Source organism: Paenibacillus sacheonensis (assembly GCF_009909195.1).
Lineage (GTDB): Bacteria > Bacillota > Bacilli > Paenibacillales > Paenibacillaceae > Paenibacillus_Z > Paenibacillus_Z sacheonensis.
This window is the reverse complement of sequence record NZ_JAAAMU010000021.1, coordinates 1-15,550: the sequence shown is the minus strand read 5'-3', so window position 1 is coordinate 15,550 and position 15,550 is coordinate 1. Positions and strand designations below refer to the sequence as shown.

Genomic DNA, 15,550 nt, shown 5'->3' with positions numbered 1-15,550 from the left:
ACTCCTACTCGGTTTTCCCTGCTTTGTGCACGATCGGCACCGTAAATACGATCCGCGTTCCTTGCCCGGACTCCGCCGTCTCGGCCTTCATCTCGCCTTCGATTAACTTCAGCCGGTCGCGCATGCCCTTCATGCCGTTGCAGCTCCCTGCCGCGGCCTGTTCCGACTTCGCGAGGCCGATGCCGTTATCCTCGACCGTGAGCCGAAGGCTGCCCGGATCGCGCCGCAGCCCCACCGTACACGATCGAGCCTGACTGTGCTTCACGACGTTCGTGACCGACTCCCGCAGGCACATGCCGAGTATATTATCGATCAGCGGCGAAGGGATCGCGCCGTCAAGATCGCCCCGCTGCTCCAGCACGATGCCGGCAGCGGCCAGAATCTGCTTGGCGTGGTCGACCTCCAGACGAACCGTGACCGCGTTCATGCCCGACACGAGCTCCCGCACCTGCTTAAGCGCGGCGCGCGACGTCGCCTGGATATCCTTGACCTCCTGCACGGCGCGCTCCGGATGCTTGGCGATCAGCTTCTCGGCCAATTCGCTCTTCAGCGTAATGAGCGACAGCGTATGGCCCAGCGTGTCATGCAGATCCCGCGAGATGCGCTGCCGCTCCTCGTTCTTGGACAGCCGCGCGATCTCTTCGTTCGCCAGCGTCAGCTTCTTCCGGATTTCTTTCGACCGCTGGCCCAGCTGCATGCCGACCGGGATGATCAGCATGACGACCATGGCGGGGAATAGCTGCACGAGCAGCTCGTGGTCGTCATATATACGATAATATACGACGTCGAAAACCATCAGCCCCAACATCGCGCCGTAGCCGGCATACATCTCCCAGCGTCGCTTCAGCAGGCCGATAAGCGGCGCCGCATAGAAGGTCATATAGATCCCGCTGGCGTCGAAGGTGAGGCAGAACGCAAGCACGATGACCAGCAGTCCGATTACCGCGGCCAGCCGCGCACGCTGCAGCACGTACCCGCTCACGTAGAGCACGATGAACACGACCATGACGAGCAGCCCCTCGATCAGCTGAAGCGTCGGAAGCTCCAATAAAGCCGTGAGCGGAAAGGCAAGATAAACCAGCCAAACCAACGAAAAAACGAGAGGCGGTCCCTGAGCGGACCGCCTGTTCCATTTGCGCATGGAGTTACACCGCTTCCTGCTTTTTCATGATATAGGATGATAATACCATGAACACGATCACGTAAGCAGCCAGGATTCCGACGCCGGTCCAATCGAGCGCGCCTCCCCCGAGCATATTCCAGGCGCCTTGGCCAAGCCGGTACGTCGGCAGCGCTTTGGCGATATCCTGCATCGTCGACGACATCGTCGAGATCGGCATCCACAAGCCGCCGAGGACGGACATCCCCATGTACACGATCATGCCGATGACCTGCACCGCATCCGCATTGCGCATCGAGCCGAACAACGTGCCGAGCGCCATGAAGGACATGCCGCCGACCCAGATCCATGCGCCGCACGACAACCAAGTGGAGACGGGCAGATCGATATGTTTGCCGATGCCGCCGATCAGGAACATCATGACGACGATGAAGAGGTTAATGACCGCCTGCGCGCCGATCTTGGATACGATGTACGCCCAGGAAGGGAGCGGCGTAATCTTGAGCAGCCGGATCCAGCCTTGGGAACGCTCTCGGGACAGCCGCTGGCTGAAGGTCGTGAAGCTTGCGCCGATAATGCCGTAACAGGTCATGGACATCAAATAGTAGGACGTGAAATCCACGCCTTCGACCTTCTCGCCGCCGACCGCGCTGGAGAACAGGAAGAAAAAGAGTACCGGCATGATGACCGAAAATATGACAAACCGCCGATTGCGGATCGTCCGCAGCAATTCCGCTTTGCATTGGGCGATCGTTGCCCGAAGCATCGTTTGATTCATTTGTGTATTCATCCCCTAATTCATAATGGTATATGCGGTTTATCCGCCTTGCTTAATTCGCTTGCTGAACGAGCGCTTGGAACGCGTCTTCCAGGCCGCCGGTCGAGATTTCGATATCGCGCATGTCGAAGTTTTCTAGTACGAGCGCCTTGATGAGCGCATCGGTATCGTTGCTGAACACTTTCACCTGGCGTCCGCTCCACTCCACGTCGGTGACGCCCGGCAGCCTGTGCAGCGCGTCCGTCGTCACCGTCGGCCCCGCCACGAACGTGACCATGCGTCCCGTCGTCTCGGACTTGATCTCGCCCGGCGTGCCGTCGGCGATGATCTTGCCGTTGTTGATGACGACGATGCGATCGGCCACGCTGTCCGCTTCGTCCAGGTAGTGGGTCGTCAGCACGATCGTCCTTCCCTTGCCGGCCATCGCGCGCACCGTTTCCCAGAACAGCTGGCGGGACGTGACGTCCATGCCGACCGTCGGCTCGTCGAGGAAGATGACTTCGGGATCGCCCGCAAGCGCCAGCGCGAAGTTGAGGCGGCGCTGCTGCCCGCCGGAAAGCGACGATGCCATTTTGTTCTTCTCGGACTCCAGATTGGATACCTTCAATAAGTAATCCAGGTCCAGCGGACGCTCATAATAGCTGCGGAACAGGTTGATGCTCTCGCCGACCTTCAATCCTTCGATGACGCTCACGTCCTGCAGCATCGCGCCGATGCGGTCGCGGACGCGGGCATCGCCGGGGTCGCCGCCGAGCAGCTTCACGGTTCCTTTCGTCGGCTTGTGCAGGCCGAGAATCATGGATACCGTCGTCGTCTTGCCCGCTCCGTTCGGGCCGAGCAGCGCGACTACCGTGCCTTCCGCGATGGACAACGTCAAGTTGTCGACGGCCTTCTTATCCTTATAGATCTTGCTTACACCGTTTAACTGAATCGCCGCTTTCATGCCGTTCACTCCTGTCGTCTGACTTCTATTTACATTTTACTTGGCAGGGCCGCGGGTCGGTATGCATGAATGTAATGCGTTTCGTATGACAAATGTCATTTTGACGTCGCGCCGCGTTAAAGGAACTGTAACTTGACAGGTTACAATTAAACGTGTATACTCTGTAGTTATATCGAGTGTAACCTCTAGTTTTTTCCTCAGATTGATTGTGATTTACCCTCCATGAATCACCACAGTTATTCCTTTTAAACACGGCTGCTTGAAGGAACACGGATTCACACTGGCGCGGTCGAGGAACCGCAAGGACGATAGAGAGGTTAGGGCTTTCGTTGCTTTCGTGCATGATGTAACATGAACGCAGGAAGACATTGGCGGTTACGCTTATTATACAGGGCAGTGCTGCAAGAATACCGGCGCTAGGCCCCGCTTACACAAATAGACCCCCGCTTCGGGATGAAGCGGGGGTCGTCCAATTTCTGCGGTCTTTTTCTATATAAGGCTTTACACGGGCTTCTGCAAAATCGTCGTCCCGTCTCCCCGTTCCATGCTGATCCACGCCAGGCCCGCCGCCATGAATACGCCGCCGGCCAGTTGCCAGGCGCTGATCGATTCATCGAAGAACAAGTAACCCGCCGCTACGGCGAACGCCGGCACGAGATACCGGAAGAAGTTCGCGCGCGTCGCCCCGATCCGAAGCATGCTCGCGTTCCACGCGGTAATGGCAAAGACGGTGCAGACGAGCACGTTGAATGCAATGGCCGTATATTCGTCTCCGCCGAGCGCGCTCCAATCCACTTTGCCCCAGGACGGAATCGTGAGCGGCAGCATGAACGCCACCCCGAAGACGGTGTACCACGTACTGACGAACAAGGGGGAGTATTGCCGCATGAGCGGCATGCAGGCCAGATTGAACAAAGCTCCGATGATGCTCACGGCAAACGCCAGCACGTTCCCGACCATATTGTCCGAAGAGACGTCCAAGCCTGCCCCTCCGCCCAAGATAATGAAGCATACGCCGACCATGGCGGCGATCCCGCCGATCGCCAGACGGGACGTGATCCGCTCGCGCAGGAAGAACGGACCGAACAGCGCGGCGAAGATCGGCCAAGGCGCGACGTTGAGCAGCGACGCATTCGCAAGCGTCGTATATTTAATGGAATACATGACCATGATTTCAAGCCCGGTTATGCCGAACAATCCCATCAGGGCGAGCCGCGGCACCATCTTGAACGGGAGCCCGATCCGGCCCTCCTTCAGCTTCAATATCAGGAAGAAGAACGGCAGCGCCAGCGAGAAGCGCAAAAAAGCGAATAACTCGGGATCGAACGTCTCCATTCCTTTGCGCGATACGCCGAAATTCGCTCCCCAGATCGCGGCGCAGACCGCCAATCCGATATAGTACATCCATTTGCGTTCCTGCTTCATTGATTATCGGTTCCCCATTCCAATCATGGTCTCTTCTGTCGTTCGACCTCAGTGTGCAGGATTCCAGGCGGAAATACAATATAAAAAAATCGGCGTCCTCCTAGGGCAGCCCGGGCGATTCAATCTATGGTTACGGAAGATTTGAACAAGGGCAGCGACCAGTCGACCCACTCCATCTCTTCCTTGATGATGCGCACCTTGCGCTGGTAGAGCAGGTAGCGCCCGAACTGCCTGGAAGCCAGATCGGTTACGGGGATGCCTTCCTCTTCGTCCATCAGCTTGATTTGAGCCTCCAGGCGGGTAAGCCGCGCGAGCAGCGCATCCCGCCTCTCCAGGAAGAGCCTTCTCGCCGTCTCCGGCTCCATGACGCCGATGGCGTACACTTTAATAAGAAACTCATCGCGCTCCTGATATTCCATCGGGGGCTGCTCTCGAATCCACTGCTGCAGCTTGGCCGTGCCTGCGTCCGTGATGCTGTACACCTTCTTGTCCGGCTTCCCGGTTTGGCAGATCAGCTCGAACGTGACCAGGCCCCCTTGCTCCAGCTTTCCGAGCAGCGGATAGATCTGGCTGTGCTGCGCCTGCCAGAATAACTGCAGCAGCTTCGTCAGCTCGTAGCCCGTGCAGGGCTTGCGCGTCAGCATGCTGAGCAAGGCGTTGGATAGTGAGTTCAGTGCGTGCATGTTGCGTAATCCCCCTAGACATCTCTCTTTTGCCCAAATCGTATCATAAATCAACCGCAGCGCCTATCCTTGCCGTATACTTGGCGCCTCCTCATTGCCATGGTTGCGCTTTCTTGCTAAGATGAAATGAAGAAGGCCATGAGATGTGCTAGGCTTGCAGGCAATCCCGCACGATACGGAACAGCGCTCCTGTCACCGGTTCTGCGGTCAAACGAGGTGTAGGGCATGAACAAGGTCGAGGCGGAATTCAGCAATTTGGTCAAAGCTTACCGCAAGCGGCATATGGGCAAAGGGCCCGGCCGCATTACGACGACGTTCTGCAGGAACTGGGCGATCTGCGAGATGGAAGGCAATCTGTCGCCGGTGGAGAAATTTATCGCGACGGCGAACGACGGCAAGCAGATGCTGCGCGAAGCGCGCACGCAATGGGTAAAGGAAATTTACCGCAGCCACCCTCCGCTCGAGATGGAAGCACTGGTCGGCGCGCAGTATGTCGAGCTGTTCGTGGATATTGATATCGATAAAGATTTCGGCATGTCGATCTTCGTGTTCGATCAAGATATCGAGCGCAAATTCGGCAGCAGCCGCTGATGGTTTGAACGTGTTGGCGCTTGGCAGCGAACCTGCGAGAGACTAACCGCGTACGAGACGACTTTTTCTTGGCTTATGAAATGCCGGCTTCCCTAAACAGGGGCCGCATCCGATTTCATGGGGAAGAAAAATCCGCCTCGGCGCGGTTTTTTGTTTCTCTCGGTCCGCCAGCCGCAGGCGTCCCGCGAATCGGAGGAGGTACGTTCCATGGGGAAAACGAAGCATACGGGGCCGATCAAGCTGCCCTCCCGTCCGGATCCCAAGCTTTGGGTGAGCAAGATGCCGTTCGGACTCGGCAAAGTAAAGCCGCACCATATCCGCGACACGCTGAAGGTGATGGCGGAGAATCGCGATAATCTGCCTTACGCCTACCGCATCCTGACGCAGGGCGTATGCGACGGCTGCGCGCTCGGCGTATCCGGGCTCTACGACCAGACGCTCGCCGGACCGCATGTGTGCACGACGCGCCTGAACCTGCTGCGCCTGAACACGATGCCGGCCATCAAGCCCGCGGTGCTGCACGCGGATATCGACGAGCTGCGCCGGATGGACAGCGCGGCGCTGCGGAAGCTCGGCCGCCTGCCGTACCCGCTCATTCGTCGCAAGGGCGAGCGCTCGTTCAGCCGGCTGTCCTGGGACGAGGCGCTGGATATGATCGCGGCGCGCATCCGGGCCATCGATCCGAAGCAGCTGGCCTTTTACCTGACGGCGCGGGGCATCACGAACGAATCGTATTATGCCGCGGCCAAGGTTGCCCGCTTCCTGGGCACGAACAATATCGACAACGCGTCCCGCATTTGCCATTCCCCGTCCAAGACGGCGCTGAAGCAGTCCGTCGGCATCGGCGCCTCGAGCTGCAGCTACAAGGATTGGATCGGCACGGACGTGCTCGTCTTCTGGGGCAGCGTCGCCGCGAACAACCAGCCGGTCTCGACCAAATACATGTATGCCGCCAAGCGCAAGGGAACGCGCATCATCGTCATCAACCCGTACCGCGAGCCGGCGATGGACGGCTACTGGGTACCTTCCATTGCGGAGTCGGCCTTGTTCGGCACGCGGATCGCCGACGATTTCTACCAGGTCAACATCGGCGGCGATATCGCCTTCATGCACGGCGTCATGAAGCACTGGTTCGACATGGAAGCGGCACAGCCGGGCTCCGCGATCGATCATGCCTTCGTGCGCGAGCATGCCGGCGGCTACGAAGCGCTCCGCGCGCATGTGCTGCGGCAGGATTGGGCGCAGCTGGAGCGCTCCTCCGGCTTATCCCGCGCGCGGATGACCGAATTCGCCGAGCTGCTCGCCGCCTCGAAGTCGGGCGTCTTCGTCTGGAGCATGGGCTTGACGCAGCACCGCTTCGGCACGGACAACATCTCGCAGGTCGCGAACCTGGCCCTGCTGCGCGGCTTCCTCGGCCGCGAGCACTGCGGCCTCATGCCGATTCGCGGACACAGCGGCGTGCAGGGCTCCGGCGAGATGGGCGCCGATCCGTTCAGCCTGCCGGGCGGAGAGTTCAAAGGGATGGACATTCCTCGCATCGAGGGCATCTGGGGCTTCCGGCTGCCGAAGTGGCAGGGCGACATCGTGGGCGTCACGCTGGAGAATGCGGTGCTGCCGGATGACCATGAGCGGAAGCTGAAGCTGTTCTACACCTCCGGCGGCAATTTCCTGGAGACGATGCCGGATCCGGACTTCGTCCGTACCTGCTTGGAATCCGTCGACGTTCGCGTCCACCAGGACATCGTCTTGAACACGTCGACGCTCGCCGACGCCCGGGAAGCCGTCATCGTGCTTCCCGCCATGACGCGCTATGAACAGCCCGGCGGCGGTACGTCCACCTCGACCGAGCGAATGGTCTATTTCTCGCCGGAGATCGAGGGGCCGCGCATCGGGGAAGCCCGCGCGGAATGGCAGATCTACTGCGACCTGGCCATGCGGGTTTACCCGGACCGCGCCAAGGCGGTTACGTTCAAGAGCGCCTATGCGCTGCGCGCGGAGATTGCCCTAGCCGCGCCGAATTACGACGGCATCCAGCATTTGAAGAGCAAGGGGGACGTGTTCCAATGGGGCGGCGCCTGGCTCTGCGAGGGCGGCGTCTGTCCGACGAAGGACGGACGCGGCCGCCTGCTGCCGATCGAGCTGCCGGAGCTGCGCAAGCCGGAAGGCCATTTCTATATCACCTCCCGGCGCGGGAAACAGTTCAACTCCATGATCTACAGCGACAAGGATCCGTTCAATGCGGCCGACCGCTACGACGTGCTGATGCATCCGAACGACGGCGCGAAGCACGACATCAAGGAAGGCGACGCGGTCGTGCTCTACAATAGCTGCGGCACGTTCCACGGCAGGGCGCGGTTCGCTTCCATCGCCACCGGCAACTTGGAGCTGTACTGGCCGGAATGCAACGCGCTGCTGCCGAAGAAGGTCTACGAACCCCATGCCGGCATTCCGGAATACAATACGGCAGTCGTGATGGAGCGCGCGGACACGTTCCATGCGCTGAAGGATTCCCGTTACGTGGAGAAGCGGATCGCGGAGCTGGACCTCGAGTCGGAAGACGAGGACCATTCCATCGTGAAATGAGTGAGAGGCAGACTGGAAGAGCAGCCTTCCGGTATGCGCCAGAGCGAAACGAAGACGTTCATCAAGGAGGAGATCAGCATGCTGCCCCACGTGACGACAACCTGGCCGATTCGTAAATATACGGACGGCGCCGCTTCCCTGCGCGAGGACGACATCGCGTCCGAATATCCGCTGACCGTGGAGCTCGACGGCGAGGAATTCGCGACCATCGTCTGCTCGCCGACGGATCTGACGGAGCTGGCGGTCGGTTTCCTGGCTTCGGAGGGCGTCATCCGGGAAGCCCGCGACTTGAAGGAGCTGCGGATCGACGAGGAGCGCGGCTACATCTACGCGGAGCTGCATCGGCCGCAGTCGACCGGGAAGGACGATTACGCGAAGCGGTTCATCGGCTCGTGCTGCGGGAAGAGCCGGCAGTTTTATTTTCGCAGCGATGCCCGCACGGCCCGGACGTCGATGAGCCGCATGACGGTGACGCCGTCGCAGTGCATGGCGCTCATGCGTCTACTGCAGCGCAGCTCCGGCGACTTCCGGCTGACGGGCGGCGTGCACAACGCCGCGCTCTGCACCGCGACGGAGCTGATCGCCGTGCGTACGGACATCGGCCGGCACAACGCGCTCGACAAGCTGTTCGGCTTTGCCCTCGGCCAGCGCCTGGCCGTGACGGACAAAATCATCGCCTTCAGCGGCCGCCTGTCCTCCGAGGTCGTGCTGAAAGCCGCCAAAATCGGCGTCGGCATCCTCCTCTCCAAGTCCGCGCCGACGGATCTCGCCCTGAAGCTCGCGGACGATCTCGGCATCACCTGCGTCGGCTTCATTCGGGGACATGAGATGAATGTCTACACGCACGGGGAGCGAATTGTGGAGGAGGAACCACGCGGGCAACTTGATGAGTGAGGACGTTTCGAGAACGCAGCGCCCCATCCCCCTCGAACAACCCAAAAAGAACCCTGGAGACTGCTTCGAAAAAGCAGTCTCCAGGGTTCTTCGCTTTGCTTTATTCCCTGTAACCTCGATTAACGGCGTTATTCCCTGTAACTCGATCCGCTGCTTGCATGCGATTATCCGCTGACGCCTAGCTTCTTGCTCGGTTGGTCCCGCCTTATCCAACCGGCGTTTCGGTCTTCGCGCCTTCGAGCAGTTTCCGGATCTGCCCTTCGATCTTGTTCGGCTTGGTCGTCGGCGAGAACCGCTTCACGACGCGGCCTTCCGCATCCACGAGAAACTTGGTGAAGTTCCACTTGATGGAGGAGCTCAGGAAGCCCGATGCTTCCTTCTTCAAATACTTGTACAGCGGGTCGGCATCCGGCCCGTTAACGTCGATTTTGCCCAGCAAAGGAAAGGTGACGCCGAAATTAATTTGGCAGGTTTCCTGCATCTCGCTGTCCTTGACCGGCTCCTGCTCCCGGAATTGATTGCATGGGAAGCCAAGCACGGCAAGGCCTTCATCCTTGTATTTCTGATGCAGCTGCTCGAGCCCCTTGAACTGCGGAGCGAGACCGCACTTCGTCGCGGTGTTCACGATCAGCAGCACCTTGCCTCGGTAATCGGACAGCGGCTTCTGCTCGCCTCGGGACGTGTGGACAGTGAAATCATAAACACTCATCACGAATCACCTCATTTTAATTTTACACAATATTATTTTAAACAATTAACCGCCATTTGAAAAGAGCGCAATCGTTTATTCCAGGCATTCGGCCACGGCCTCGGAAGCATCCGGATAGAATGACGAATGCGCCGCCCAAGGTTGGACGACGCACCCTCTGTACCGCTTATTTCATCCTGTACCGCTTATTTCAACGCCAGCCGCGCCGGCTCCTTGAACGCGATCAGCTTGCCTTGGGCCTGCACGACGATCATGGCGCCTATCTTCAACGTCGGTCCGAATACGCGCGCGCCCGTATTCAGCCGCACGACCGGCTCTGCCGTAATCAAATCCATCGCGATCAGCCTGCCGTCGGTTTGGGCGACGTACATCCCGTGTCCGATCAGATCGAAGCGGGCCACGGGGTTGGACATGCCGCCATTGTAAAAGACGGGGGACTTGTTTACCATCTTCACGCCGTAGACGCCGTCTCCGTTCGAATAGAACACCCGTCCGTCATAGGGGCCAGCCGCATAGCGCAGATCGACGCCTTGCTGCGCCGTATAGCTGTCGCGCTTGGCCGTGGCCGGGTCTTCCAAGAGGGAATAACGATAAACGGTATTCCCGTAAGCGATAAAGACGTCGTCCCCCTGAACCCAAGCCTGCCCCGGGCCGTAGAAGTCGATCTTCGCGACGTCCACGCGTTCCGGATTGTACACGCGCGTCTTGACGATTTTGCCCGTTGCGAGATCGATGGAATCCAGCGTCGTCAGCAGCACATGATTGAATATCGTCCCTTGCCGCTCAGAGAGGAGGATGCCGCCGCGAATGTCGATGGGCAGGCTTTCGTTCGCCAGCTCCCACGCCTGCTTGCCTGTCCGGCAGTCGACGGCATGAAGCACGTCGTAGCTGTACGCGCCCGACACGACACTCGCCGCCAGCATGTAGTTCCCTTTGAACACCAGGTCGCCGTAATAGTCTCCCTGCTTCCACGAGTAGTTGCCGTCCGAGATCCGGAAGGCCGTTACGCCGGCGCTCTGCACGTACAACCGTCCGCCGTCCGAATACAGCTTGCGCGCATCCTTCACCGTCGTCTTGGACGCCCACAGCTTGCTGCCTGTCTTGGCGTTCACCGACACCGGCCTGCCGTCATCGGACATCGCATACACCCGTCCGCCGTCCGCCAGCAGCGGAGCCTTCAGATTCCCTCCGTACGCCCACAGCTTCTTGCCCGTGCTCGCCTGGACCGCGGCCAGTTTGCCGTTCTGCAGGAAGAAGACCCGCTCCCCGTCCGTCACGGCCGTCCCCTCGCCCATCATGTAGTCGGCAGCGGGCTTATCCATCGCCTGCGACCACGCCGCTTGCGCATCCGGCACGTGAACGGGATTGTCCAGATTGTTCCCGATATAAGAGGTATGCCCGCCCATGCTGTCCGCCAATACCGTCGTCGCACCTCCCAGCATAGTCAGTGCAATCACCATCGCAGCCTTTTGAAAAAAACGCATGCCGGCACCCCTCTCCGTTGTTTGTTGCTATGTAGACGACAACGAAGCGTAAAAGGTTACACCCTACGATAATAACCTTAATTTTACACAAATCGTTCTTAATTCGGCATATCCCAAGCGACGGCGCTTCCCGATAAAATGAGGGCATGCACGCGGTGCCAACGCCGCTTAACAGAGGAGGCTCCTTCGCTTGAACGAAACCAGACAGCAAATCCTGTTCCTGAATCTAACGACGCCGGATCTCAAGTCGCCGGTCATTGCCTGGTCGCTGTACGACGGCGCCGCGCCGGCGGACGCCCTGCAGATGAATACCGGAGACGCCTCGGTGCCTCCGTACGCTTCGGTGCTGCATGCCATGCGCGACGGATGGAACGTCCTGCAGGTCCCCGTGCTGCCCCACTATCCAGCCGGACAAGAACACGACACCGGTCATTTGCCTTATGAATACGTGCTCGAGAGAAAGGTGGCGATCGCATGAGTAATTTGAACATGACCCCTGCCGATACCCGGCATCTGCTGAGCGCGGAACAGATGGCCCGGTTCGTGACGGACGGTTTCCTGCTGCTCGACGCGTTCGTGCCTCGGCATCTGAACGAGAAAGTCCACGAGGAACAACGTACCAACGGCCAAGGCCATACGTTCTGGGAGACGTCGGCGGCGATCCGCGACGTATTCGAGCTGCCGGAGGTGCAGGGCATCATCCAAAGCCTCGTCGGCCTTCGGCCGGTTTACGACCATTCGTTCCTCCACATCGTGCCGGACCGCTATCCCGTGGCCCAGGACTGGCATGGAGACTCCATCATCGACGTCCGGCCGCATGCCTTCGACATCCAGCTCTTCTATTTCTCCCATGACGCGCCGCCGGAGATGGGCCCGACCCTCATCCTTCCCGGCTCGCATTTGCGTAAAATCAACACGTTCAGCCTCGCCCGCTACAAAAACATCATCGGACAGCGGCAGCTTGCCGGCAAAGCGGGCACGCTCGCCATTCTCCATCATGGCATCTGGCACTGCGCGCAGCCGAACGCCACGGACCGCACGCGGTACGTCTTCAAGCTTCGTCTCCGTCCGGGGCAGGAGCAGCGCGGCCTCTTTAATCTGGAAGGCTACGACAGCCCCGAGGTTCGCCGCATTATCGGACAGGGCTACCAGCGCTGGCAGGGCAACGAGGACCGGCTCGATCATATGCAGCGCGCCAAGCTGTGGCGCTACGTGACCGGCGACGACAACGTCGACGTCTCGTTCGAGGGAGCATTGACGCGCATGGGGATCTAAGGCGCATTCCCCCCGCAGTGAAGAACAAAGGGAACTGCCCCGAAGCAATTGCTTCCGGGACAGCTCCCTTTTGTGCTGTTTTTTATGTAGTAAATAAGCCGAGCTTAGCGCTCTACTCCGTGAAGTTGTTCCCGTCAGATTATGTACTGCAGCTGCGCAGCGCATTTCTCTCCACCCATGCCAGCCATCGGCTAACCCTTCAGCCCCCGCTCCTCCTGCAGCTCCCGCGTCTGCTGCATTCGCATCATTTTACGGTATTCGCTGGGACTGGCGCCCGTGTACTGTTTGAACATTTTGGAGAATTGATAGAGCGAGCTGCCGACCCGCTCGGCTGCTTCCGAGACGGATATATCGGTCGCGGCCATCCAGGACTTCGCCTTCTCCATCCGCCGCTGGTTCATGTACTGCACGGGCGAACGGCCCGTCGCCGACTTGAAGAAACGGATAAAATAGTTCGGATGAAAATGCGCCAGCTCCGCCAGCTGCTCCAGCGTGACGCCATCCGCCAAATGGTGGTCGATATACGCAAGCACCCGGCTGACCTTATCGACATGCCCGCCCACCGGCTGCCGCAGCTTCGTCTGTCCGCCCCGCTCGATGAACTGGCACAACAGCTCTTGGAGCAGCAGCTTCGCGCGCAGCATCGACGTCAGCTCGCCGCCGCGGTAGTGGCGAATCAGTTCGCCGAACGTCCGCGCCGTCGCCTCCGGATCCGCCGCATCCACGCAGCTCGGCGTATCCAGCAGCTGGAACAGCTCCTGGTCGCCGCTTTTGGCTTGAAAATGGCAGAAATACTTGGCGAACTCCCTGCCCTCCATCGTCTGCACCGACAGCATCGTGCCGGCCGGCAGCACGACCAGCTGACCGCGTTTCGGGTACAGCTCTTCCTGGCCGATACGGAGATAGCCGCCCTCGCCCAGAAAATAATAGAGCCGATTGAAATCCGACAATACGTCCATGTGGTGCCAGCTCGCCGTGCAATGAAAATACGCCGCTTCCGACAGCTGCAGCTGCATATTGGCTATATAATTGCTTAACGCTTCTCTTGGCATGCTAACCGTCCCGTTCATGTATGAGATCCGCCCAGTGCGTTCATTGCGTTCTTTGCCATCATTGCTGCGTTTATTGCCATCATCGCGTTCATGGGTTCCCGTCCAGCCGCAGTTCCCCGAGCTTCGCGTCCCATGTCGCTTGAACGCCGAGGAGCTTCAGCAGAAAGGCGGGAATCATGGTCACGCCGGAGAATCCGCGCTTAATGGCGGGAAGCGAGACCTCCTGCGTGTCGTTCACCCTGACCCCGCTGCCGTCCGGGTGCAGCACGGCCGTCTTTTGTTTATACGCAAACTTCGTCGTGTTATCCGCCGGATTGCTGGCAAAGGTGCCGCCCAGCGCCTGCAGCGCCGCCTTCATGGGCACCGAGACGCTGCCGTTGTCGATCCTGGCCGGAAACGGCGATACGAGCAGCCGGCCGTTCACGTAGACGCTGATCGCCGGCTGGATCGGCGTCGGCGCATACAGCATGCCGTCCCGGGACGACGTCAGGCTGCCGCTCTCGTACCATTTGTCGCCTCCCCAGCCCCATATCCGCCCCTTGTCGTCCAACGCTAGATTATGATGGTAACCGGCCGCGATCGAGACGATACCGGAGAGCGTGCCAACCGTCCCGGACTTGCCGGTCGTGCCTTTGTCGAGCGCGCAAACTTCTCCGTTCTCGGTCAGCAGGATCCCGTAGAAGCCTCCCTGAATTTCTTTCACCCTCAGCTCTTGATGCATTTGCACCGCTTTGACCGGCAGGGTCGCTGGCGCAGTTCCGGCACCGGCGGTTAACGACTTCGGATTCAACTCCCAGCTCCACGCGCTCCCCTTACGATCGACGCCGTACAGCTTGCCATATTGGAGGGAACCTCCGCCCGATACTTGCTTCATCGCCGGCAAACCCGTCATGCGAAATGGCGTCGGAACGGACGTGCCGCCGTCCGCATCCTGATTGGCCCGAATTCCCCAGACGCTGCCCTGCGCATCCAACGCGGTGACGATATTCCCTCCGGATGTCATATCCGTCCAATCGTATGCGCCGGGCACTTGTCTTAGCTGAAGCCCGCCGGCAGCGGCGTCATGCGTCCACGCGAACAGCTTGCCGTCCCCTTGCAGCGCGATGCCGCCTCCGGCGCCGAATGCCGCCGCGGCCTTCACGTTCGCAAGCCCTGCCACTTGTTTCGGCAGCTCCGAGTCTCGAGGCGATGACTTCGAGCCCGCGATCGACCCCCATTCCCAGACGGTGCCGTCCTTCTTGAGCCCGACCTGCATGCCGGTACCGTTCGTCGAAATCGCGGTCATTCCCGACAAATTCGGCAGACGGACAGGCGCCGCGATAGCGGTGACGGCATTCTCCTTCAGCACGCCGAGCTCGCCCCATAAATTCCGACCCCAGGTCCATACCGTGCCGTCGGCGCGCAGGGCGACGGAATAATAAGTGCCGGCCAGGATTTGCTTGAACGCCGTGCCGCTGGCAGCCGGCGCGCTCGCCTCTTTGCTCGTCTCCGCACTCGCGGCTGCTCCGCTCGCCGCCGAGAACAACAGGAGACAGGCTGCCACGGCTACGACGAGCGAACGTTTGCGTAGTTGTATCATCTATGAATGCTCCTCTCGAATGCGTGATCGTGTGACCGCAGTCCCCGCTCATCCGCTTTTGCGGGCAGAAGGCGTTTACCGAAGTTCGACATCTGCCTGGATTTACCTTATGCAAGCATTGACGCACCCAATCGCAAAAGGTTGCACTGATCTGCGGCTCGAAGCCTACCGGGGAACAAACAGCCGGCCCGGCGTTCGAAAAAGATAGCTGTCTCGCCAGCGGCGACCCGATTGCTACCGTGATGTGCCGACCGCTCGAAAAGAAACAGCAGCAGCCCAAGGAAGTCTGATATGCTCCCCATACGGTAGACAGGTGAAATAATAAAACCTGTTATCGTTAGGGGAGTTTTTTATGTCTCTAGGAAAGTATAGTGCTTTGGAGAAACTTGCTATTCTCGAAGAAGTATCAAATGGGGAAATTGGTTTTCTGGCAG

Annotated in this window: 14 protein-coding genes; 5 read left to right on the top strand and 9 right to left on the bottom strand. The window is 59.5% G+C overall.

Features of this window, described 5'->3' with window-relative positions; translation table 11 throughout:
- Positions 1-4 precede the first annotated feature (4 nt).
- From GT003_RS26885 to GT003_RS26865, 5 genes are all read right to left on the bottom strand, one after another.
- Positions 5-1,141, bottom strand: a complete 1,137-nt coding sequence (locus GT003_RS26885) for a sensor histidine kinase (protein WP_161703814.1) — start codon at positions 1,139-1,141, stop codon at positions 5-7.
- 4 nt (positions 1,142-1,145) lie between these two features.
- The gene (locus tag GT003_RS26880) at positions 1,146-1,898 is read right to left on the bottom strand and encodes an ABC transporter permease (protein WP_161703812.1); all 753 of its coding nucleotides are present in this window, start codon (positions 1,896-1,898) and stop codon (positions 1,146-1,148) included.
- Between the two features lie 52 nt (positions 1,899-1,950).
- A complete protein-coding gene (locus tag GT003_RS26875) occupies positions 1,951-2,841 on the bottom strand; it encodes an ABC transporter ATP-binding protein (protein WP_161703810.1) in 891 nt (296 codons plus the stop codon).
- Positions 2,842-3,342: 501 nt separating this feature from the next.
- Positions 3,343-4,266: a DMT family transporter gene (locus GT003_RS26870; protein WP_161703808.1), complete on the bottom strand. Its 924-nt coding sequence runs from the start codon at positions 4,264-4,266 to the stop codon at positions 3,343-3,345.
- Positions 4,267-4,385: 119 nt separating this feature from the next.
- A complete protein-coding gene (locus GT003_RS26865; RefSeq protein WP_161703806.1) occupies positions 4,386-4,949 on the bottom strand; it encodes a PadR family transcriptional regulator in 564 nt (187 codons plus the stop codon).
- A gap of 225 nt (positions 4,950-5,174) precedes the next feature.
- On the opposite strand from GT003_RS26865, the gene GT003_RS26860 reads away from it, so the two are divergent.
- The 3 genes from GT003_RS26860 (at position 5,175) to fdhD (ending at position 9,017) form a co-directional block, all read left to right on the top strand.
- Entirely contained in the window at positions 5,175-5,540 is a 366-nt protein-coding gene (locus GT003_RS26860) for a Na-translocating system protein MpsC family protein (protein WP_161703804.1), read from the top strand.
- A gap of 207 nt (positions 5,541-5,747) precedes the next feature.
- Positions 5,748-8,123, top strand: a complete 2,376-nt coding sequence (locus tag GT003_RS26855; RefSeq protein WP_161703802.1) for an FdhF/YdeP family oxidoreductase — start codon at positions 5,748-5,750, stop codon at positions 8,121-8,123.
- A 78-nt stretch (positions 8,124-8,201) separates the two neighbouring features.
- Positions 8,202-9,017: a formate dehydrogenase accessory sulfurtransferase FdhD gene (fdhD, locus tag GT003_RS26850; RefSeq protein ID WP_161703975.1), complete on the top strand. Its 816-nt coding sequence runs from the start codon at positions 8,202-8,204 to the stop codon at positions 9,015-9,017.
- 205 nt (positions 9,018-9,222) lie between these two features.
- On the opposite strand, the gene GT003_RS26845 is transcribed toward fdhD, so the two are convergent.
- Both GT003_RS26845 and GT003_RS26840 read right to left on the bottom strand, forming a co-directional pair.
- Positions 9,223-9,726: a glutathione peroxidase gene (locus GT003_RS26845; protein WP_161703800.1), complete on the bottom strand. Its 504-nt coding sequence runs from the start codon at positions 9,724-9,726 to the stop codon at positions 9,223-9,225.
- A gap of 185 nt (positions 9,727-9,911) precedes the next feature.
- The gene (locus GT003_RS26840) at positions 9,912-11,210 is read right to left on the bottom strand and encodes an outer membrane protein assembly factor BamB family protein (protein ID WP_161703798.1); all 1,299 of its coding nucleotides are present in this window, start codon (positions 11,208-11,210) and stop codon (positions 9,912-9,914) included.
- A gap of 190 nt (positions 11,211-11,400) precedes the next feature.
- Between GT003_RS26840 and GT003_RS26835 the strand changes: the two genes are divergently transcribed.
- Complete coding sequence (locus tag GT003_RS26835) at positions 11,401-11,688, top strand: hypothetical protein (RefSeq protein ID WP_161703796.1); 288 nt, start codon at positions 11,401-11,403, stop codon at positions 11,686-11,688.
- Complete coding sequence (locus GT003_RS26830; protein WP_161703794.1) at positions 11,685-12,485, top strand: phytanoyl-CoA dioxygenase family protein; 801 nt, start codon at positions 11,685-11,687, stop codon at positions 12,483-12,485. Before GT003_RS26835 ends, GT003_RS26830 begins: the two co-directional genes overlap by 4 nt.
- A 191-nt stretch (positions 12,486-12,676) precedes the next feature.
- Here the strand turns inward: GT003_RS26830 and GT003_RS26825 are convergent, their stop codons facing one another.
- Together GT003_RS26825 and GT003_RS26820 are read right to left on the bottom strand one after the other, a co-directional pair.
- On the bottom strand, positions 12,677-13,555 hold the full coding sequence (locus tag GT003_RS26825; RefSeq protein WP_161703793.1) for a helix-turn-helix transcriptional regulator: 879 nt from the start codon (positions 13,553-13,555) through the stop codon (positions 12,677-12,679).
- A gap of 70 nt (positions 13,556-13,625) precedes the next feature.
- Complete coding sequence (locus tag GT003_RS26820) at positions 13,626-15,116, bottom strand: stalk domain-containing protein (protein WP_161703791.1); 1,491 nt, start codon at positions 15,114-15,116, stop codon at positions 13,626-13,628.
- Positions 15,117-15,550 lie beyond the last annotated feature (434 nt).